This is a genomic window from Luteimonas sp. MC1572 (genome assembly GCF_016615815.1).
Taxonomy (GTDB): domain Bacteria; phylum Pseudomonadota; class Gammaproteobacteria; order Xanthomonadales; family Xanthomonadaceae; genus Luteimonas.
Window position 1 is genome coordinate 2,319,739 of the sequence record NZ_CP067112.1, and the last position, 21,087, is coordinate 2,340,825.

A 21,087-nucleotide genomic window follows, 5' to 3' on the forward strand; every position below is an offset into this window, starting at 1 on the left:
GGGGACGGTCTACACTAGCCGCACCACGCCACTTGGAACAGACATGATGCCGGTACGCAGTATCTTCCTCGCCGCCCTGCTCCTCGTCGCATCGCCCGCGTTCGCGCAGCAGTCGATCCAGGCGCAGATGAGCGCCGATGAATTCAAGGCCGCCGGCCTCGACAAGCTCAGCGCCGCGGAGCTCGCGCGGCTTGACGCGTGGCTCAACCGCACCATCGTCGACGAAACCGCCAAGGCCGCGGACGTCGCCAAGGATCGGGTGATCAAGGAGCATCGCGGCTTCGCGTCGTTCGGAACCGACGAGCCAATCACCGCCCGGATACCGGGCGAGTTCCGCGGTTTCCGGCAAGGCCGCGACTACACCCTCGACAATGGCCAGGTGTGGCGGCAGGTTGACGGCGCGAGCCTCGTCGGCGCGCGCCTGACCGATGCCCAGGTCACCATCACCCCGAGCCTGGTCGGCTCGACCTGGTACATGCAGGTGGGCACGTACAACACCCGCGCCAAGGTCCAGCGCATCAAGTAAGCGCAGCCAGCCGTGCCGCCAGCTTCTTTGGCGACACGCCGCCGCGGGTGCCGAGTTCCTGCGCGAAGAGCTGCACGCGCAGCTCTTCCAGGTCCCAGCGCAGCGCCTGCCAGCCCGGAGCACCCGCGCGCCCGGCCTGCACCGCCTGCGCCAGCGCGTCCGCAAACGGCTTCAGCTCGAGCATGCGCTGCTGGTCGCGGGTGGGATCGTTGAGCGCGCGCGCCGCGCGCGTGGCCAGCGCCTTCAGGTAGCGCGGGTACTCGGCCAGCGCCGTTCCCGGCACGTCGCGCAGGAACCCCGGCGGCACCAGCGCCGCGAGCTGCGCCTGCATGTCGTCGAGGTTGCCACGCGCCCAGCCGACCAGGCGGCTGTCGAGCGCGGCGCGGACATCGGCCACCAGGCCGAGGATCTGCTCGGCCAGCTGCAGGCGGCGCATGGCTTCACCGAACAGCTCCCTGCCCAGCGCCTCGCTGCGCGTGGCGAAGACCGCCGGGTCGCGGATCGATTCGAGCCCGTCGGCCGCAAGTGCCGCGAACGCGCCGTCGACGAGGTCGTTGCGCAGGTATTCGGCCGGCCGGCCGCCGTTGGCACGCGGCGCGGCGGATTCGATGGCGGCGTACAGCAGGCCGGTCTTCGGCGACACCGGCAGCTGCCTGCGCGCCTGGCGCATGCGCTCGGCAAGCGCGATCGCGAGCAGGCGGCGCACGCCTCCGGGATGCTGGCGGAGCGCTTCGGCGCGGTCGGCGTGGACCTCCAGCGACGCGCTGTCGCCCTGGTCGTGCAGCGCGGGGTAGGCAGGCACGCCGCCGGCGCCGGGCACCGATTCGGGGATCGCCGTGTCGGGGAACGCGGTCAAGGCCTCGCGCGCGAGTCCCTCGGACGCCTGCGCGGCGAAGGCATCCGCGGCGCGACCGCCAAAGCGCGCGCGCAGCGCGTCGAGATCGCGCGCCTCGGCCAGCACGCTGCGGGCGTCGGCATCGAGCAGGCGCAGGTTGGCGCGCAGGTGCGGCTCGAGCGCGGCATCGTCGAAGTCGGTCGGGGCGATGTCGACGCCGGTCATGCGCTTCAGGAAGCGTGCGAGCGCGCCGTGCAGCGTGTCGGTGGCGGCATCGGCGCTGCCGTGCGCCTCGGCGAATGCGCGCGCGAAGTCCGGTGCCGGCACGAAGTTGCGGCGCAGCGCCTTGGGCAGGCCACGCAGCAGTGCGGTCGCCTTTTCCAGCACGAAGCCCGGCGCCAGCCATGTCAGCCGCGGCGCGTCGAGGGCGTTCAGCAGGTGCAGCGGCACGACGACCGTCATGCCGTCGTCCACGGCGCCCGGCTCGAAGCGGTAGTGCACGGCCAGGCGCGCGTCGCCGAGCGCCAGGAACGCCGGATAGCGGTCGGCATCACTGCCATCGCCGACCAGCAGGTCCTCGCTCGACCACTGCAGCGCGCGCCGCTCCTCGCGCGACAGCCGCGCGTACCAGGCGTCGAGCGCCTGCGCGCTGGTGATCTCCGCGGGAATGCGGTCGCGGTACCAGCGCAGCATCCAGTCGTCATCCACCACCAGGCCGGAGCGGCGCTGCTTGGCTTCCTCTTCCTCGGCGGCGGCCAGCGCGCGGCGGTTGCGGGTGACAAAGTCGGCGCGCAGGTTGATCTCGCCCGCCACCAGGCCGTCGCGCAGGAACAGCTCGCGCGACTCCTCCGGATACAGCGCGCCGTAGTGGATGGGCCGGGCGGCGACCAGCACCAGGCCGAACAGGCCGAGCTGCTCGCTGCCCGTGACGCGACCCTGTCGGCGCGACCAGCGCGGGTCGAAGTGCCGCCGCGACAGCAGGTGATCGAGTTCGGCCACCACCCAGTCCGGCTCGATCGCGGCGTTGGTCAACGACCAGACCTTCTCGGTATCCAGAAGCGTGGCCGACAACACCCACGGCGGCGGCTTCGAGGCCAGCGCCGATCCCGGAAACAGCTGGAAGCGGCGCCCGCGCGGGCCTTCGTAGGTCGCCGCGCGGCGCTTGTCGCGCTCCGGCAGCGCGTGCCCGACCTGTGTCGGCAGCCCCGCCAGCAGCGAGCGGTGCAGCAGCACGAAGCGGTCGGGTTGGTCCTTCGCGGAGGGTGCACGTCCACCCGCGCTTTCCGAAGGCGCGGGACTCTCGCCGGTGTCGGCTTCCTCCTCCCAGCCGAGGCCTTCGCACTGCAGCTTCAGCTGGCGGTGCAGCTCGCGCCATTCGCGCATGCGCAGGAAGCCGAGGAAATGACGCTCGCACCACTTGCGCAGCTGCGACTGGGTCATCTCTTCGTGCGCGTCGCGATAGGCACGCCAGAGGTTGAGGATGGCGACGAACTCGGACTTCGGGTCGCGGAACAGCGCGTGCGCGGTGTCGGCCGCCGCGCGCTGGTCGGCCGGGCGTTCGCGCGGGTCCTGGATGCCGAGGAAGCTGGTGATCGCCAGCATCTCGCGCAGGCAGCCGTGGCCGTGCGCGGCGACCAGCATGCGCGCCAGCTTCACGTCGACCGGCAGCCGCGCCATCAGCTTGCCGATGGCGGTGAGCTCGCGACGCGCATCCACCGCGCCGAGCTCGGTCAGCTGCTGCCAGCCGTCGGCGATGGCGCGCGGATCGGGCGGCTCCAGGAACGGGAACTCCTCGATCGTGCCCAGGCCCAGCGACAGCATGCGCAGGATCACCCCGGCCAGCGCCGCGCGGCGGATCTCCGGGTCGGTGAATGCCGGCCGCGCCGCGAAATCCTCCTCGGCGTACAGCCGGTAGCAGGTGCCGGGCGCGATGCGGCCGCAGCGGCCGGCGCGCTGGTTGGCGCTGGCCTGGCTGACCGGTTCGATGTGCAGGCGGTCGAGCTTCTGCCGCGGGCTGTAGCGCTTGACGCGCGCCAGACCCGGATCGACCACGTAGTGCGTGCGCGGCACGGTGAGCGAGGTCTCGGCGACGTTGGTCGCCAGCACGATGCGCCGCTGCGGGCCCGGGTTGAACACCCGGTCCTGGTCGCGCACCGACAGCCGCGCGTACAGCGGCAGCACTTCGGTGTGGCGGTACTTGCGGCCTTCCAACGCGCGGTGGGCGTCGCGGATCTCGCGCTCGCCGGGCAGGAACACCAGCACGTCGCCGCCCATGCCGCGGCCGCCCTGCAGGATCTCGTCGCAGGCGGCCACGATGCCGTCGGTCACCGTGGGCGCGTCGGGCCGGTAGCGCACCTCGACCGGATAGCCGCGGCCTTCCACGTTGACCACCGGCGCTTCGTTGAAGTGCGCCGAGAAGCGCGCGGTGTCGATGGTGGCCGAGGTCACCACCAGTTTCAGGTCGGGGCGTTTGGCGAGCAGCTGCTTCAGGTAGCCGAGCAGGAAGTCGATGTTGAGGCTGCGCTCGTGCGCCTCGTCGATGATCAGCGTGTCGTAGCGCGACAGCCAGCGGTCGGACTGGATCTCGGCCAGCAGGATGCCGTCGGTCATGAACTTGATCGCGGTCTGCTCGCCGACGTTCTCGGTGAAGCGCACCTGGTAGCCGACCGCGCCGCCCAGCGGCACCTGCAGCTCCTCGGCTACGCGGCGCGCCACGGCGCGCGCGGCGATCCGCCGCGGCTGGGTGCAGCCGATCATCCCGGCCGCGCCGCGCCCCGCGGCCAGGCACAGCTTGGGCAGCTGGGTGGTCTTGCCGGAGCCGGTCTCGCCGGCCACCACCACCACCTGGTGGCTGCGCAGCAGGGCGACGATGGTGTCGCCTTCGGCCGCGATCGGCAGGTCCGGATCGACCTCGGCCTGCGGCAGCGCTTTCGCGCGCGCCTCGCGTGTCGCCACCGAACGCGCCAGGGCCTCGGCAAACGCGGCCTCGCGGGCGGCATCCGCCGGCATTGCACGCCAGCGCGCCAGCAGCCCGAGCAGGCGGCCACGGTCGCGGGTCAGCGCGCCGTCCACCGCGGCACGCGCACCGCGCATTGACGCGGTGCTTGCAGCCGCGTGGCTAGACTCCTTCTGTTTCATGCAGATCCGATACGCGGCCCGGGCCGATCACGTGTGTCCATCGTGCCCATTGTCGCGTGCAATCAACGAGAGGAAACCCCGATGGCCAAGACCAAGACGAAGACCACCAACAAAACCGCCGCCACCCGCGCAAGGGCCGCCGACCCGGCCGCGTCTCCTGGCCCAACCTCGATGGCGCCCAACGTCGACATCGGCATCTCCGACAAGGACCGCAAGACGATCTCCCAGGACCTGTCGCAGTTCCTGTCCGACAGCTTCACGCTGTACCTGAAGACCCACAACTTCCATTGGAACGTCACCGGCGCGATGTTCAATTCGCTGCATGCGATGTTCATGGACCAGTACACCGAGCAGTGGAATGCGCTGGACGAGACCGCCGAGCGCATCCGTGCGCTGGGCTACAACGCCCCCGGCTCGTACGCGGAGTTCATCCGACTGAGCTCGATCACCGAAGAGCCGGGCCTGACCGAAGCCCCGGACTGGCGCGAGATGGTGCGCCAGCTGGTGGTCGGCAACGAGGCCGTGTGTCGCACCGCGCGCCGCGCCCTGTCGCACGCCGACGATGCCGGCGACGACCCCACCGTGGACCTGCTCACCCAGCGCCTGGTGGTCCACGAAAAGAACGCCTGGATGTTGCGCTCGCTGCTGCAGTAGGCCCGCCGCGCCGGATCCTTCCGGTGGCCGCCAATGGAGACGCCCGACCCCCGTGTCGGGCGTCTTCGCACCGGGTCGCGGGACGGCGGGCGCGTATCCTTGTCGCATGAGTGACAACGCCCACCAGGTGCTGCGCGGGGTTTTCGGCCACGACGCCTTCCGCGGCCAGCAGGCCGCCATCATCGAGCACGTCGCCGGCGGCGGCGATGCGCTGGTCCTGATGCCCACCGGCGGCGGCAAGTCGCTGTGCTACCAGGTGCCGGCGCTGCTGCGCGAGGGCACTGCGGTGGTGATTTCGCCGCTGATCGCGCTGATGCAGGACCAAGTGGAGGCGCTGCGCCAGCTGGGCGTCAACGCGGCGTTCCTCAATTCCACCCTCGATGGCGCCGAAGCGGCCGCCGTCGAGCGCCAGCTGCGCGAGGGCACGCTGGACCTGCTGTATGTCGCGCCGGAGCGCCTGCTGACCCCGCGCTTCATGGCATTGCTCGACGCCAGCCGCATCGCGCTGTTCGCGATCGACGAGGCGCATTGCGTCTCGCAGTGGGGCCACGACTTCCGTCGCGAATACCGCGAACTGACCGTGCTCCACGAGCGCTGGCCGCAGGTGCCGCGCATCGCGCTCACCGCCACCGCCGATCCGCCCACCCAGCGCGAGATCGCCGAGCGCCTGCAGCTCGAGGATGCGCGCCACTTCACCAGCTCCTTCGACCGGCCGAACATCCGCTACACCGTGGTCAACAAGGACAACGGCCGCCGCCAGTTGCTCGACTTCATGGCCGGCCATCGCGGCGAGGCCGGCATCGTGTACTGCCTGTCGCGCAACAAGGTCGGCAAGACCGCCGAGCTGCTGCAGGAGGCGGGTATCGACGCCCTGCCCTACCACGCGGGCCTGGACGCCGCGGTGCGCGCCGCCAACCAGCGCCGCTTCCTGCTCGAGGACGGCGTGGTGATGGTGGCCACCATCGCCTTCGGCATGGGCATCGACAAGCCCGACGTGCGCTTCGTGGCGCACATGGACCTGCCCAAGTCGATCGAGGGCTACTACCAGGAAACCGGGCGCGCCGGCCGCGACGGCGACCCGGCCGACGCCTGGATGTGCCACGGCCTGGGCGACGTGGTGCTGCTGCGGCAGATGATCGACCAGTCCGAATCCGGCGACGAGCGCAAGCGCCTGGAGCACCGCAAGCTCGATGCGCTGGTCGGCTACTGCGAGTCCATGCGCTGCCGGCGGCAGGTGCTGCTGGCCAACTTCGGCGAGGACTACGCCGGCAACGGCCCGGGCGAGCCCTGTGGCAACTGCGACAACTGCCTGCACCCGGCCGAGTCCTGGGACGCGACCGTCGCGGCGCAGAAGGCGCTGTCCTGCGTGTACCGCAGCGGTCAGCGTTTCGGCGCCGCGCACCTGATCGACATCCTGCGCGGCTCCGACTCGGAAAAGATCCGCCAGTTCGGCCACGACGCGCTCAGCACCCATGGCATCGGCGCCGACCTCGACGCGCGCAGCTGGCGCGGCGTGTTCCGGCAGTTGGTCGCCGCCGGCCTGCTGGAGGTCGACAGTGCGGGCTTCGGCGGCCTGCGACTCACCGCCGACAGCCGGGATGTACTGCAGGGCAAGCGCCAAGTGCTGCTGCGCAAGGAGGCGCCGCGCAGCCGCGGCAGCGAACGGCGCGACCGCCCCGCGGCGGTGGAAGTGGCGCGCGCCGACCAGCCGCTGTTCGACGCGCTGCGCGCGCTGCGTACGCGGCTGTCACGCGAACAGGGCGTGCCGCCCTATGTGATCTTCCACGACGCCACCCTGCGCGAGATCGCGCGCCTGCGCCCGCGCACGCCCGGTGACCTCGCGCTGATCGGCGGCATCGGCGCGGGCAAGATCGAGCGCTACGGCGACGAGGTGCTCGACGCGGTCGCCGAGGTCGAGGCGGCCTGAGCCGACTGGCGCGGGCTGCGGCGTGATTCAGCCCGAAACGGTGCGGTCCGTATTCGGGCCTCGCAAACCTCGAGGGATCCTGCACGCCGCTAGGCGGCATCCAGCAGGTGGTAGCCGCTGCCGGCCAGGCAGCGGGTCAAGGCATCGTCAAGCGTCGGCAGGCTGCAGGCCCGCTGGCTGCCAAGGGCGCTGTAGCGCGGCCTGCGCGCCGCCAGTGCCAAGTACCCGGAGGTGCAGGGGCGGAGGCTGGAGGTGTCGGTACGGACAACAGCGGCTGCACGTCGTGCCAGATCAGCCCAGGTGAGCGCGTGCCCGTTGCTGAGGTGCCAGATGCCGGCCTCGCCGTCCACCAGCAGGTCCAGGCAGGCGTGGACCAGGTCGGGGACGTACGTCGGCGAAATGGTCTGGTCGCTCGCCGCGTTGAAAGGCAGGCCGGCTCGGAGGGCGCGCAGCGCGGAGGTGATGAAGTTGTGGCCATCCCACGGGCCGAAGAAGGCGCTGGTGCGGACAACCAGCGCTTCGGGATGCCGCTCCAGCACCAGCCGCTCCGCACGCGCCTTGCTCAGCCCGTACACATTCAGCGGTGCGACCTGCGCATCCTCCATGTAGGGCTCGCGGCGCGCGCCATCGAATACCAGGTCGGTGGAGAAGGTGAGCAGCGCGATGCCGGCGCGCGCGCATTCGGCCGCCAGGTGGCCAGGACCGTCGGTGTTCTCGCGATAGCAGCGCGCCGCATCGGCTTCGGCGTCGTCCACCCGCACGTAGCCGGCGGCGTTCACCAGCGCCCACGGCAGATGGTCCTCGAGAACGCGGCGCACTGCGGTTGGATCGGCGATATCGAGCTGCGCGCGGTCCAGCAACCGATAGTCCAGGCCGCGCTCCACGCAGATCCGCGCGAACGCGCGCCCGAGCGTGCCGGTGGCGCCGGTGATCAGGATCGGGGCCCGGGCCTCGCCTACGGCTGGACGCTCGGGAAAACGCTGTGCCAGCGTTACCGGGGGATGCAACAGCCGCGACGGGCGCCGCCACCAGCCCGCGCCCGACAACACAGGGTGTTGCGGCATCACACCCGTCGCCAGCTGCGTCGCCAGCCGTGCGATCGCGGTCGGACGCAGGGTGTCGCCGCGAACCTCGAACGCGCCGGGTTCGTAGTGTTCGCTGCAGCGCGTCAGCAGGCAGTCCCAGTCACGGCTGCCGAGCAGCGCCCAGACCGTGACCGCTTGCACATCAATGCCCGCATGCCGCGCCTGACAGGCCGCAATCCACGTCTCCGCGAGCCAGCGCAGCTGGTCCTCGCGCGGCGCGTGCAGGTGCACTTCGGTCACTGCGAGCGGCAGACCGTAGCGCGCCCAAGCTTCCTGCAACAGCGGACCAATGCCGCCGGTCGGCGCGGCCAACACGCGCACGGCCTCGACGTCGGCGTACCGGTCGCGTCCGTTCCCCCCGTGCGTGGGCGGCGGGTAGCGTTCCACGCGCTCGTCCAGGAAGCGCTCGCTGGTGACGTAATGGTTGACGCCGATGATGTCCGGAGGGCATCTGTTGGCGGCAAACCAGAGGATGTCCGCGGGGTCGGCGTGGCAGCAGTCGAGGAGCCAGCTCCACAACGCATGCGACGCATCCACGCGACCGCACAGCAGGTCCCAGGCCAACCAGCGCAGTTCGTTGTTGAACTTGGCCTGGTAGACGAGCCGCGGCGTGGACCAGGTGCGGCCCAGGTCGTCGGTCTGCACCAAGCGTGCGCCCGGCTGCACCTCGCGGATCGCCGCCATCGCCAGCACCGTGGCGCGGCACTGCGCATGCAGCGCGCGCCAGAATGTCTCGCTGTCGCAGCCATGCGGATACCAGTGTCCGTAAAGGCCACTGAAACGCGCCGTGGTCAGCGGCTCGTTGACCGGCGTGTAATCCGTCACCCACGGATAACGTGCCGCCACCGCGCCGGCATATGCGGCCAGCTTGCCTGCAAAGCAGGGTGAAACCAGGCTGGTGTGGCGCGGGCCGCTGCCGTGGTGCAGCAGGCCGACGATGGGTTCCATGCCGAGCTGGTGAATCCTGCGCAACTGCTGGTCGGCCCATGTCCAGTCGGCCGTTGCCAGCCCATCGGGCGCCACCTGCTCCCACAGCACTGGCTGTCGCACCGCGCGCAACCCGAGCTTGGCAAAGGCGACGAGATCGGACGTGCGGTCCAAGTGGCCACTGCGTTCAAGCTGGCTGAACCAGCGATCACCCACGCGATTTATAGTGCACTCCACGCCGCCCCACAGGGCCGGCAACGACCCATCGCGCACGGCGACTGCGTGGTTGCGCTTCATCGCTTCAGGCGCCCTGGCTGGATTCGGACTGCAGCAGCGCGCCAGTCGTCGCCTCCGACGCTGCGGAGCGATAGTCAAGCTTGGCCAGAACGTACTCGGCCGCCTTCAGGGCCGCGCCCACGCACTGGTCCATGTTGTAGTAGCGGTACTGCGCCAGCCGGCCGACGAACGTAGTGCCTGCTTCATCCTGCGCAAGCGCCTCGTAACGTTTAAACAGGCGCTCGTTTTCGGGGCGCGGTACCGGGTAATACGGCTCGCCATCGCCCTGCGGGTACTCGCGCACGATCGACGTGCCCGAATGCGTCTGCCCGGTCAGGTGCCGGAACTCGGTGATGCGCGTATAAGCATGGTCGTTGGGATAGTTCACCGTGCCCACCGCCTGGTACTGCGTGGTACCGGCCAGATGCTGATGCTCGAAACGGAGCGAGCGGTATGGCAGCGGACCGTAGCAATGGTCGAAGTACGCATCGACAGGCCCGGTGTACACCACGTGCCTCGCCGCCAGGCGGTCGCGCTGCTGGAAGTAGTCGACGCCGACCTCGACGATGATTCCGGGGTGATCGAGCAGGCGCTTGAACATCGCCGTGTAGCCGTCGCGCGGCATCGACTGGTAGCGGTCGGTGAAGTAGCGGTCGTCGTGGTTCGTCCGCGCCGGCACGCGCGCGGCAACGGATGCGGACAGCTCCGACGGATCCAATCCCCACTGCTTGCGGGTATAGCCTTGGAAAAACTTGGCGTACAGGTCACGCCCTACCGCAACCAGCACCACGTCCTCGCTGGTGGCGATGGTTTCTCGGGGTTCGCGAACGTGGTCATAGAACGCCTGGATCGTGTTTTCGTCCAGGGACATCCCGTACAGCCGGTTCACTGTGTCGATATTGATCGGCAGCGGCACCAGCTGGCCATCCACGCTGGCCAGCACGCGGTGCTCGTAGGGGCGCCACTCGGTGAACTGCGAGAGGTAATCGAAGATGCGCGCGCTGTTGGTGTGGAAGATGTGTGGGCCATAGGGGTGAACGAGCACGCCATGGGCGTCCATGCGATCGTGCGCGTTGCCTCCGACATGATCGCGCTTGTCGATCACCAGCACCTGCAGGCCTTCGTCGGCCAGTTGCCTGGCCACCACGGCACCCGAAAAGCCGGCGCCTACCACCAGCACATCGGTTGTCACGCTGCACCCGCCGACGCGCTGACGCGTACCGGCAGCACGGCGTCGAGCAATTCACCACGCATCGACGCCACCGTCGCATCCCATGACGCGTCCATCGCCCGCGCGATGCCTTGGCGAAGCAGCAGCGGATCCGGCGCGTGCGCTGCCTGCGCCGCAGCATCCAGAAAGTCCGCCGCCGTATGACCCACGGCCACAACCGGGGTGAAGTTGCGCACCACGTCGGCAATCGCGGTGGACACCACCGGCTTGCCGGCCGCCATGTACTCGAGCGTCTTGGTCGGGTTGATGAAGCGCGTCGCGTCGTTGAGCGCAAACGGCATCAGGCACACGTCGAACCCTTTTACGAGGGCTGGCAGCGCCATGTAGTCCTGCTGACCCAGCCAGTGGATGTTCGCGAGGTCTGGCAATTCGGAACGCTCCACCTTGGCAAGCGGCCCGGCCATCACGACCGACCCTTCCGGGAACTGCAGCGCCAGTGCTTCGATCAATCCGTAGTCCAGCCGCTCGTCAATCACGCCGATGTAGCCGAACACCGGTCCCGGCAGGCAAGCCACCGCCTCCGGCACCTCGGTCGACGCCAGCCGCGCGCGGCCGTAGTGGCCCACGTCCACGCCGCAGCCGTGGAAGTGCACCGTGGAGTGCAGGCGCGCCTTCGCTTCATAAAGCTGGTAGCCGCCGGTGAACACCACGTCGGCACGCGAAAGAAGGAAGCGCTCGCGTTCGGCGATGTCCGAGGGCGCAAAGCGGAAGTTCGCCAGCTCGTCCATGCAGTCGTATACCGTGCCACGCGTCCCGAGCTGCCCCAGTAGCACCGGCGCGCTCATAGGCGAGTAGAACCACTGCACCGCATCGTTGAAACGCCCGGCAAGCAGCGGATGGCTGCGCAGCGCCTGCTCGATGAGCGGCAGCAGCAGCGCCCACTGGCCGTCGACGTCGGCCGGCGCACCCTGCGGCAGGCGCGGCACCAGTCGAACCACGTTGGCGAACGGCTCGGACAGATCGAGCGAGGCTGGCCCATCGCCAGAGAGAGGATCTTCGATGAACAGCACCGGATGTTGCGCGGCGAGGCGGGTGAACAGCTGTTGTGGCCGTTGCCACACGAAATCCCAGCGCAGGTGGCAATGGACAATCAAGGGGAAACGCCGGTCGTCCGAAGTCGTCATCTGTCGATCGCGCGATGCGCATTGCGCATGCGTTCTCCGGCTGCTCGTGTGCGCGTGCGAGAGCAGGGTATTTGGCTCCTCCTGCATGTCGATCGCGCTGCTGCGCGATCCATCGAATTCACTTGCCATGTCAACTCCAACTGAGTGGGTACGTGGATTTTTCGCCTGACGCGTCGACGGGAAAGTGAAGATCTGCTGAGAGAAAGTTCAGGTCGATGACTATTCCTGAAGAGACCCTGTTCATCTCTGGACAACGCCTGTTTGAAATTGGATTCGAGATCTCCCGATTGCAGCGGGCGCCGTGGATGCAGGCGCTTCGCGCATAAAAGCTGCGCGTAAAGTGGAAGACGAATTCAGCTTTGTTTTTCATGGGTGCATCACTGTGCGCCGTCTAGCTTCTGGCCTCCGCACCATTGGCGCATTCTCGCGACGAAGGCGGTCCAGACGGAGAGATCACGATGTTCATGCACAACAAGCGGCTTCAGTACACAGTCCGCGTGGAGAAAGGCGATCCCATCCTTGCCACGCTGATGCTGGAACAGTTCGGCGGGCCCCAGGGCGAATTGGCAGCGGCGATGCGCTATTTCACCCAGGCACTCGCCGAAGATGACGCCGGGCGCAAGGACATGCTGTACGACATCGCGACCGAGGAATTGAGCCACCTCGAGATCATCGGCTCCATCATCGCCATGCTCAACAAGGGCGCCAAAGGCGAGTTGGCCGAGGGCGTGGATGAAATGGCCGAGATGCGCGTGCTGACCGGCAACAGTACGAGCCAGACCGAAGCGATCCTGTATGGCAACGGCCCTGCTCTGGTTAACAGCAGCGGCGTGCCCTGGACTGCCGCGTACATCGACAGCATCGGCGATCCCACCGCCGACCTGCGGTCCAACATCGCCGCGGAGTCACGCGCGAAGCTGGTGTACGAACGCCTGATCAATGTCACCGACGATCCGGGCATCAAGGATGCGCTGACTTTCCTCATGACGCGCGAAGTGGCGCACCAGAAATCGTTCGAGAAGGCGCTGTACGCGATCACCCCGAACTTCCCGCCGGGCAAGCTGCCGGGCGATCCGGCCTTCACTGACGTTTACTTCGACATGTCGCAAGGCGTAGGCGACGAACTCGGCCCGTGGAACAGCGGCGAGATGTGGGAGCGGGTGGAAGACCGCGATGCACAGGCGGCGGTGGACGGCGGCGACGGCAGCGCGAGCGTCGGCGTGACCAAGAAACAGCAGGCAACGCTGGACAAGCTTGCGGCGCGCACGCTGTCGGACCCGTCCGCGGACCCGATTACCGGCGCAGACCTTGGAGCCGGCCCGGGTGCGGGTGCGACGTCGGGCAAGAAGCTCTGAAGCACGCCACCCGCCCTCGATCACCGGAACCACTCCATGCAGGCACTCACCTACCAGGGCTCGCGCGACGTGCGCGTCGAGACCATGCCCGATCCCGTGCTTGTCGCCGCGGACGACATCATCCTGCGCGTCACCGCCACCGCGATCTGCGGCTCCGACCTGCACATCTACCGCGGCAAGATCCCGACGATGGAAGACGGCGACATCCTCGGACATGAGTTCATGGGCATCGTGGAAGACGCCGGTGCCGGCGTGACCCGCGTCAAGGTGGGCGACCGCGTGGTAATCCCGTTCGTGATCGCCTGCGGTCAGTGCTTCCACTGCATGCTCGACGAGTTCGCGGCGTGCGAGACCACCAACACCGGGCGCGGCGCCATCATGAATGCCAAGGGCATCAAGCCGCCGGCGGCGCTGTTCGGCTACAGCCGCCTGTATGGCGGCGTGCCTGGCGGCCAGGCCCAACTGGTGCGCGTGCCCAACGCCAACGTGGGGCCGCTGGTGGTGCCGGACGTGCTGGCCGACGAGCAGGTGCTGTTCCTGTCGGACATCCTGCCCACCGGTTACCAGGCGGCGCTGAACGCCGGCGTGGTGCCGGGTACGTCGCTGGCAATCTTTGGCGCTGGCCCGGTGGGACTGATGACCGCAGCCTGCGCGCGCATGCTCGGCGCCGAATCCGTGTTCATGGTGGACGACAACGCGCACCGCCTGGAGTTCGCCCGCGCGACCTACGGGATCCTTCCCATCAACTTCTCGAAGGTGGACGACCCGGCCGAAGCGATCGTGGAGGCGACCCTTGGCCGCGGCGTGGACGCCAGCGTCGAGGCCGTGGGCTTCGAAGCCAAGGGCAGTACGACTGAAACCGTGCTCACCACGTTGAAGCTGGAGGGCTCCAGCGGCAAGGCGATCCGCCAGTGCATCGCCGCGACGCGGCGGGGCGGCACCGTGAGCGTACCGGGCGTATACGCCGGCTTCATCCACGGTTTCCTATTCGGCGACGCGTTCGACAAAGGGCTTACCTTCAAGATGGGCCAGACCCATGTGCAGCGGTACATGCCCGAGCTGTTGGAGGCGATCGGCGAGGGACGACTGGCACCCGAGGTGATCATTTCGCATCGCATGAAGCTGGCCGACGCGGCACAGGGCTACAAGATGTTCGATGCCCAAGAAGATGACTGCAGGAAGGTGGTGCTGACGCCCTGACGTGCGCGCGAAAGTTCACGCCGGGTGTACCTCTGCCCCGCGATTTTTTCACCTGGTGCTTCTGCCCCGCTGCGTAGATTCGACAATTCCCCCTACCGAGGTATGTCCCCATGGCTGTCAAAACGATGGAAGAACTGTTTGTCCATGAGCTTTCGGACATTTACAGCGCCGAAAAGCAGATGAGCAAAGCCCTGCCACGGCTGGCGAAGAACTCCCAGTCGGAGAAGCTTGTGGCTGCCTTCGAGACTCATCTGGAGGAAACGCTAGGCCAGATCGAGCGCATCGACCAGGTTGTCGAAGCTCTGGGCATCAAGCTCAAGCGCATGAAGTGCGTGGCGATGGAAGGCCTGGTGGAAGAGAGCAAGGAAACGATTGAAGAGGTAGAAGCGGGCCCGGTGCGCGACGCCGCGCTGATCGGCGGCGCGCAGAAGGCCGAACATTACGAGATCGCGGCCTACGGCACGCTCTGCGCGCTAGCCAGGCAGCTCGGCTACAACGACGCGCTGCCGCTGCTGGAGGCCACCCTGAAGGAAGAGAAGGCTACCGACGAGAAGCTGACGATGATCGCGGAAGGCGGCGGTAGCCAGAAGGCCAAGCGCGCAGCCTGAGCACCTCGTAGAAGAGCGCCCCGCAGGCGCAGATCTGCGGGGCCGCCGGCCCGCACGGGATAGCTCGTGGATTGAGGTTCCGTACTTTCGTGTCCGTCAGCAGGTGTAAGTCAACTGAAAGTGAGTCAGAGCGCGAGACTCGCGACCTTGACTCCCAAGCTGACTCACTTCATGGCCGGCTTCACGTGGACCATGCTGGACGCAGACGGACAATAAACCCGCTCAAAACGGGTTTGATTTTGTTTCCTGGACTTCACTGGACCAGGTTGGACGTGAAGCTGGTGGGCCGTGATGGATTCGAACCATCGACCAGCGGATTAAAAGTCCGATGCTCTACCGACTGAGCTAACGGCCCGGCAGGGGCGGAATTATGTCACACGCCCCTCGCCGCACAGCGGCCCGCGCGGCCTCGCGATACCACAGCCCACGTAGCGGGTCGGATCCGCCACGCCGGCGCCCGCGAAACCCTCGGCGCGCAGCGCGCAGGCATCACAGCGGCCGCAGGCGCGGCCTTCGGCATCGGCGCTGTAGCAGGACACGGTCTGCGCGAAGTCGACCCCGAGGCGCAGGCCTTCGCGCACGATGTCGGCCTTGGACATGTGCTGCAGCGGCGCGTGCACGCGGATCCCCGCGCCGTCCACGCCGGCCTGGGTGGCCAGGTTGGCGAGGCGCTCGAACGCTGCGATGAACTCCGGCCGGCAGTCCGGATAGCCGGAATAGTCCACGGCGTTGACGCCGCAGAAGATGTCCGCCGCGCCCACCACTTCGGCCCAGCCGAGCGCCACCGACAGCATGATGGTGTTGCGCGCCGGCACGTAGGTCACCGGAACGCCCGTGCCGCCCGGCTCCGGCACGTCGATGTCGGCGGTCAGCGCCGAGCCACCGATCGCGCGCAGGTCCACGCCCACCACCTTGTGCGCGGCCACGCCCGCGGACGCGGCCAGCGCGGCCGCGGCCTCGAGCTCGGAGGTGTGGCGCTGGCCATAGGCGACGCTCAGCGCATGCACGGCGAATCCCTGTTCGCGCGCGATGGCCAGCACCACTGCCGAATCCATCCCGCCGGACACCAGCACGACGGCGTTTTTCTTCATGGCCGCCGAGGCTCCTTGACGGTTCGCCTGCACGTTACCGGCCCGGCTCATCGTTCCAGAGGATCTTGTGCAGCTGCAGCTGGAACTTCACCGGCAAGCGGTCGGCGACGATCCAGTCGGCCAGTTCGCGCGGCTGAAGCTCCGATTTGCTGGGCGAGAACAGCACGTCGCAGCGCTCCGGCAAGGCCTGCTCGGCCAGGGTCGCGCGCGCCCACTCGTAATCGGCGCGATTGCAGATCACGAACTTGACCTGGTCGTGCGCCGTGAGCAGCGGAATGTTGGACCAGAGGTTGCGGTGAACTTCGCCGGAGCCGGGCGTCTTGATGTCGAGCACGCGCGACACGCGCGGGTCGACGTCGGCGATGTCGATCGCACCCGAGGTTTCCAGCGACACCGCGAATCCGGCGTCGCACAGCGCACGCAGCAGGCCGATGCAGCGCTTCTGCGCCAGTGGCTCGCCGCCGGTGACGCAGACATGGCGCACGCCGTGGCTGGCGACCTCGTCGACGATGGCGGCGATGTCGCGCCACTCGCCGCCGTGGAAGGCGTAGGCGGTGTCGCAGTACTGGCAGCGCAGCGGGCAGCCGGTCAGGCGCACGAAGACCGTGGGCCAGCCGGCGTCGCGCGCCTCGCCCTGCAGCGAGAGGAAGATTTCAGTGATGCGAAGCCGGTCCGGGGCCGCGGCAGCGGCCACGCCGGACTCGGCGGAAAGGGTGTCCATGGGCGTCATTCTACCGCGCGCCCCGCGCCTCTCCCCGTACGGGGCGGCGGAAAGCAGGGTTCAGCGCAGGCTGTTGAGCTGGATCGAGCGCAGGCGGTCGTCGGCCGTGCGCGCGGCGTCGGTACCCGGGTATTTCGCCACCACCTGGCCCAGCGTGGCCTCGGCGGCGGGCAGGTCGCGCAGGCCGTACTGCGACAGGCCCACCTTCAGCAATGCGCCCGCGCTCTTGTCATGCGTGGGATAGCGCTGCAGGACCGCCTGGAACTGTTCCATGGCCAGCGCGTAGTTGCTGGTGACGTAATAGCTCTCACCCAGCCAGTACAGCGCGTTCGGCGCGTAGGAGCCGGTCGGATAGGCGCGCAGGAACGCCTGGAACAGGTTGGCGGAATCCGCGTAGCGGCCTTCCTTCATGGCGGAAAACGCCAGCTCGTAGGCGCTGCGCTCGTCGGCGGCGTTGGCCAGCAGGCCGGCATCGCCGAACACGGCCGGAGCGCTGTCCACGGGGCCCGCCGAACGCGGTGCCGGGGTAGCTGGCGGCTTGGCCGCTGGCGGCGTCGACGCAGCGGGAGCAGGCGCCGAACCTCCGGCGCCTTCCAGGCGGTTCATGCGGTCGTCGAGGTCGAGGTACTGGTTGCGGGCACTGGTCTGCAGCTGGTCGTTCTGCTGCTGCAGTTCCTCGATCTGCCCACGCAGCGCCTGCACTTCATTGCGCAGTGCGGTGAGCTGGTTGAGCAGGTCGACGTTGCCCTGGTTGTTGGCGGCCTGCGCTTCGAGCGCGGAGACGCGCTCGCCAAGGCTGGCACGCTGCGCCGAAGCCGGCGGGGCGAACAGCGCCGCGGCAAGCGCGCTGGCGAGGACAAGGCTGGACAGGACGTGGCTGCGGGTCATGGCATCGGCTGCTGTTGTTCGGACTCTGGAAAGACAATCGGCAGCTGGCGGGGTTCCCCGACAGCTGCCGACGTGGGTCACGCGTGCGCCGCTCAGCGGGCGGTATAGACGATCTCGGCGCGGCGGTTCTTGGCCCAGCAATCCTCGTTCGAGGCGGTGCAGGTCGGACGCTCTTCGCCGTAGCTGGTCACCGAGACCTGGCTGCCGTTGCCGCCGTTGGCCTGGAGGGCCGACGACACGGCATTGCCGCGGCGCTCGCCGAGGCCCAGGTTGTAGTCGCGGCTGCCGCGCTCGTCGGCATGGCCTTCGAGGGTCAGGCGCGCGGACGGACGGTCACGCAGGTACTTGGCGTGGCACGCCATCGCGGCCTGGAACTCCGGACGCAGCGCTTCCTGGTCGAGATCGAAGTACACCACGCGCTGGCGCAGGCATGCATCGGTATCGAGGTCCTCAGGACCGTAGGCGCCCGCGGTGGTGGCCGGCTGGGTGGTCGTCGGGGACGACGGACCGGTGTCTACCGGGGCCTCTTCCTTGACCTTCTTGGTACATGCAACGGCGGCCATGCAGAGCAGGGCCGTGAGCAGAACGCGGGTTGGGGTCTTCATCTCTCGTCGATCCTCTGCAAAGGGGTTGTGCATTCAGATTGCTGGCGGGTATGTGCAGGCAGCGTCAGCGCTGCCGGAACGGTCCCCATGCGGGTTCGCGGACGTTGCCGTCGGCGAGCACCAGTCGTTGCCGGACCCGGCCATCGGCGGAGACGGCATACAGGACTCCCCTGGTGCCTTCCCTTGCCGCGTACAGGACCATGCTGGCGTTCGGAGCGAAGCTCGGTGATTCATCGAGCGACCCCGGCGACAGCGTGGACCACCGCGGCGAACCGAGGCTGCGATCCAGCAACGCGATACGGTATACGTTTCCTGAACCTTGTGCCACGGCGATCTTCTTGTCGTCGAACGACACCGTCGGGCTGGCGTTGTAATTTCCCTGGAACGTCACGCGCGTGGCGCTGCCGCCGGACGCCGGCACCTGGTAAACCTGCGGCCTGCCGCCGCGGTCGGAAGTGAAGTAGACGCTGTTGCCGTCGCTGCTCCAGGTGGGCTCGGTGTCGATGCCGATCTGGCTGGTCAGCTGGGTCAGGGCCTTGCTGCCGAGATCCATCACGTAGATTTCCGGGCTGCCGCTGCGCGACAGCGTGAGCGCCAGGCGATTGCCATCGGGCGAAAACGCGGGCGAGCTGTTGATGCCGCGGAAGCTCGCCACGCGCTCGCGCGCGCCGGTGCCCAGGTCCTGGATGTAGATCGCCGAGTTGTTGTTGTGCTCGAACGACACATAGGCCAGGCGACGGCCATCCGGGCTCCAGCTGGGCGACATCAGCGGCTCGGTCGAGCGCACCACCACCTGCGGCGCGTGGCCATCGGCGTCGGCCACCATCAGCGCGTAGCGCGTGTTGGTGCCGGTGCCGGTGGCGGTGACATAGGCGATGCGCGTCCAGAACGCGCCGCGCACGCCGAGGATCTTCTCGTAGATGGCATCCGCCATCTGATGGGCGACGTCGCGCATGGCGTTGGCGCGGCCGGTCATCGCCATGCCGAGCAGGCGCTCCTGCTTGGCGACATCGAACAGTTCGTACTCCACCCGGAACGCGCCGCCGCCGGCATCGATTACGCGGCCGACGACCAGGAAGTCCTGCTTCAGCAGGCGCCAGGTCGGGTAGTTCACCTCGCTGCCACGTGTCGGGCGCTCGGTGATGTCCTGCTCGGGCAGGCCGCGGAATTGCCCCGATCGCGCCAGGTCCTCGCGGACCACGCGGGCGACGTCGGTATCAGGCGCCGCGCCGCCACCCTGGTAGGGCATCGGTACGACGGTGATCGGCAGCGCCTGGGCGTTGCCGCCCACGATGTCGATCTCGAGCGCCTGCTGCGCCGAGGCCGCGAACGGCAGGAGCAATGCAAGGCAGGCGACTAGCCAGGCGCTGGGCGTAGCCAGGCGGCGTTGGGTTCGGGTCATTCCGGGCTCCGGGGGGATGGGCTTGCTAACGTGACAGGATGGCCGTGAAGGCGCTCACAAGGATGAACGGATTCCTCCCCGCGGAAGGTCAGCGGTCCTTGGCCCTGAAATTGAGGTTGAGGGTGCGGTTGAAGACGCTCTCAAAGCCGGCATACGGCAACGGCTCGGCCTTGCGCACAGCGGCTTCCACCGAGCGGCGTCCGAGCTCGTCGTACGGGCAGGAAGACGAAAACTCCACCCTCACCACGGTTCCGCCACGCACCTGGGTGATGGTCATCCTGCACTCCTGCCCCAGCGGCACGTTCTCCGGACGAGTCCAGTTGCCCAGGATCGCCGCTTGGATCGCCGCCTTGTAGCCCGCGTCCAAACCCGGATCGACACCCTCGTTTCCGCGCGGCGGATTGTTGTCCGACTGCTGCGCGGACGCCTGCTGCGCGCGCGTGTCGGCGATCTGCTTGAGCTTCTGCTCGGCCAGCTCGGCCTCGCGCCGCGCCTGCGCCTGCTGCTTGCGCAGCTCGGCGAGCTTCTCGTCGCGCTCGCGCTGCTGCGCGGCCAGGCGGCGCTGTTTCTCGGCCTCCTCCTGGCGCAGGCGTTCGGTGAGGTCGATCTGTTCCTGGCGACGCCGCGCCTCCTGCTCACGCTCGGCGGTCTCGCGCGAGATCGCATCGCGGCGCGCGGCCTCCTGGTCGACGGTGTCGGGCTCGGGCACCTGCTCCTGGGCCTGCGGTTGCGGCGTGACCGGCGAGTCTTCCGGGCGCGGTTCGGGCAGCGGCTGCGGTGGCGGCACGGCGGCGTCTTCCACGGGCTCGGGCAGCGGGGGCTCGGGCTCCGGCTCACGCGGCACCGGGTCGGGAGGCTGGCGCAGCGTGCGCTGCATGGCCGGCGACAGGTCGCCGACATCCATCATCTCGGCGCTGATCGGCGAACCGGCGGCCGACTGCGGCGCAGCCGCGCGCGTCCACCACAGGCCGGCGAACATCAGGGCGAACAGGGCGACGTGGAGCAGCAGCGCCAGCCCGAACGCCCGCGCGGTATCGGCGCGGCTTTCACGCATCAGCGCGGACCGTCCTGCCTGGGGTCGCTCATCAGGCCGACGCGCTCCACGCCGGCGTTCTGCAGCAGCGCCATCGCGTCCATGACGTGCTGATAGGTACCAGCACCGTCTGCCGCGACGAATATCGCGATATCCGGGTTGTTGGCGACAAGGGCACGGATCTTCGCGGTGAGCGTGGCCGAGTCCACAGCCTCGTTGCTGCCGGATGCGACGATGAGCGAGTAGTTGCCTGCGGCGTCGACCTGGACGAGCACCGGGTCCTTCTTCTCCTGGATCGACTTGGCGTTGGATTCCGGCAGCTGCACGTCGACGCCGAGGTTCATCAGCGGCGCGGTCACCATGAAGATGATCAGCAGCACCAGCATCACGTCGATGTACGGCACGACGTTGATCTCGTTCTTGAGCTTGCGACGGCGCGCGCGACGGCTTCGGACGGACAT

At 68.4% G+C, this 21,087-nt stretch carries 17 protein-coding genes and 1 tRNA gene; 6 read left to right on the forward strand and 12 right to left on the reverse strand.

What is annotated here, in order from left to right; all coding sequences use genetic code 11:
* Positions 1-43: 43 nt before the first annotated feature.
* The gene (locus JGR64_RS10675) at positions 44-526 is read left to right on the forward strand and encodes a hypothetical protein (RefSeq protein ID WP_199374292.1); all 483 of its coding nucleotides are present in this window, start codon (positions 44-46) and stop codon (positions 524-526) included.
* Here the strand turns inward: JGR64_RS10675 and hrpA are convergent.
* A complete protein-coding gene (hrpA, locus tag JGR64_RS10680; protein WP_233348191.1) occupies positions 519-4,454 on the reverse strand; it encodes an ATP-dependent RNA helicase HrpA in 3,936 nt (1,311 codons plus the stop codon). The genes JGR64_RS10675 and hrpA overlap by 8 nt on opposite strands.
* A gap of 126 nt (positions 4,455-4,580) precedes the next feature.
* On the opposite strand from hrpA, the gene JGR64_RS10685 reads away from it, so the two are divergent.
* Complete coding sequence (locus JGR64_RS10685) at positions 4,581-5,153, forward strand: Dps family protein (protein ID WP_199373360.1); 573 nt, start codon at positions 4,581-4,583, stop codon at positions 5,151-5,153.
* A gap of 106 nt (positions 5,154-5,259) precedes the next feature.
* The gene (gene recQ, locus JGR64_RS10690) at positions 5,260-7,080 is read left to right on the forward strand and encodes a DNA helicase RecQ (RefSeq protein WP_199373361.1); all 1,821 of its coding nucleotides are present in this window, start codon (positions 5,260-5,262) and stop codon (positions 7,078-7,080) included.
* Between the two features lie 89 nt (positions 7,081-7,169).
* Here the strand turns inward: recQ and JGR64_RS10695 are convergent, their stop codons facing one another.
* The 3 genes from JGR64_RS10695 to JGR64_RS10705 are packed head-to-tail and all read right to left on the reverse strand — an operon-like array spanning position 7,170 to position 11,852.
* A complete protein-coding gene (locus JGR64_RS10695) occupies positions 7,170-9,389 on the reverse strand; it encodes a sugar nucleotide-binding protein (RefSeq protein ID WP_199373362.1) in 2,220 nt (739 codons plus the stop codon).
* 4 nt (positions 9,390-9,393) lie between these two features.
* Entirely contained in the window at positions 9,394-10,560 is a 1,167-nt protein-coding gene (glf, locus tag JGR64_RS10700) for a UDP-galactopyranose mutase (protein WP_234446944.1), read from the reverse strand.
* Positions 10,557-11,852 (reverse strand): glycosyltransferase, encoded by a 1,296-nt coding sequence (locus JGR64_RS10705; protein WP_199373363.1) that lies wholly within the window; start codon positions 11,850-11,852, stop codon positions 10,557-10,559. Before JGR64_RS10705 ends, glf begins: the two co-directional genes overlap by 4 nt.
* 329 nt (positions 11,853-12,181) lie before the next feature.
* On the opposite strand from JGR64_RS10705, the gene JGR64_RS10710 reads away from it, so the two are divergent.
* The 3 genes from JGR64_RS10710 to JGR64_RS10720 all read left to right on the forward strand — a co-directional run bounded on the left by JGR64_RS10710 (position 12,182) and on the right by JGR64_RS10720 (position 14,886).
* Positions 12,182-13,078 (forward strand): manganese catalase family protein, encoded by an 897-nt coding sequence (locus JGR64_RS10710; protein ID WP_199373364.1) that lies wholly within the window; start codon positions 12,182-12,184, stop codon positions 13,076-13,078.
* Positions 13,079-13,114: 36 nt separating this feature from the next.
* Positions 13,115-14,278 carry a zinc-dependent alcohol dehydrogenase gene (locus JGR64_RS10715; RefSeq protein WP_199373365.1) on the forward strand — a complete coding sequence of 388 codons (1,164 nt, stop codon included), beginning with the start codon at positions 13,115-13,117 and terminating at the stop codon, positions 14,276-14,278.
* A 110-nt stretch (positions 14,279-14,388) separates the two neighbouring features.
* Complete coding sequence (locus JGR64_RS10720) at positions 14,389-14,886, forward strand: ferritin-like domain-containing protein (RefSeq protein WP_199373366.1); 498 nt, start codon at positions 14,389-14,391, stop codon at positions 14,884-14,886.
* 279 nt (positions 14,887-15,165) lie between these two features.
* On the opposite strand, the gene JGR64_RS10725 is transcribed toward JGR64_RS10720, so the two are convergent.
* The 8 genes from JGR64_RS10725 to tolR all read right to left on the reverse strand — a co-directional run bounded on the left by JGR64_RS10725 (position 15,166) and on the right by tolR (position 21,087).
* A tRNA-Lys gene (locus JGR64_RS10725) sits at positions 15,166-15,241 on the reverse strand.
* Between the two features lie 13 nt (positions 15,242-15,254).
* Positions 15,255-15,977: a 7-cyano-7-deazaguanine synthase QueC gene (gene queC / locus JGR64_RS10730; protein WP_199373367.1), complete on the reverse strand. Its 723-nt coding sequence runs from the start codon at positions 15,975-15,977 to the stop codon at positions 15,255-15,257.
* A 34-nt stretch (positions 15,978-16,011) separates the two neighbouring features.
* A complete protein-coding gene (gene queE / locus JGR64_RS10735; protein ID WP_199373368.1) occupies positions 16,012-16,698 on the reverse strand; it encodes a 7-carboxy-7-deazaguanine synthase QueE in 687 nt (228 codons plus the stop codon).
* A gap of 60 nt (positions 16,699-16,758) precedes the next feature.
* Entirely contained in the window at positions 16,759-17,586 is an 828-nt protein-coding gene (gene ybgF, locus JGR64_RS10740; protein WP_199373369.1) for a tol-pal system protein YbgF, read from the reverse strand.
* A 92-nt stretch (positions 17,587-17,678) separates the two neighbouring features.
* On the reverse strand, positions 17,679-18,191 hold the full coding sequence (pal, locus tag JGR64_RS10745) for a peptidoglycan-associated lipoprotein Pal (protein ID WP_199373370.1): 513 nt from the start codon (positions 18,189-18,191) through the stop codon (positions 17,679-17,681).
* A 64-nt stretch (positions 18,192-18,255) separates the two neighbouring features.
* Positions 18,256-19,593 (reverse strand): Tol-Pal system beta propeller repeat protein TolB, encoded by a 1,338-nt coding sequence (gene tolB / locus JGR64_RS10750; protein ID WP_199373371.1) that lies wholly within the window; start codon positions 19,591-19,593, stop codon positions 18,256-18,258.
* An 88-nt stretch (positions 19,594-19,681) separates the two neighbouring features.
* Positions 19,682-20,647, reverse strand: a complete 966-nt coding sequence (locus JGR64_RS10755) for a cell envelope integrity protein TolA (RefSeq protein ID WP_199373372.1) — start codon at positions 20,645-20,647, stop codon at positions 19,682-19,684.
* On the reverse strand, positions 20,647-21,087 hold the full coding sequence (gene tolR / locus JGR64_RS10760) for a protein TolR (RefSeq protein WP_199373373.1): 441 nt from the start codon (positions 21,085-21,087) through the stop codon (positions 20,647-20,649). The genes JGR64_RS10755 and tolR overlap by 1 nt, the downstream gene beginning before the upstream one ends.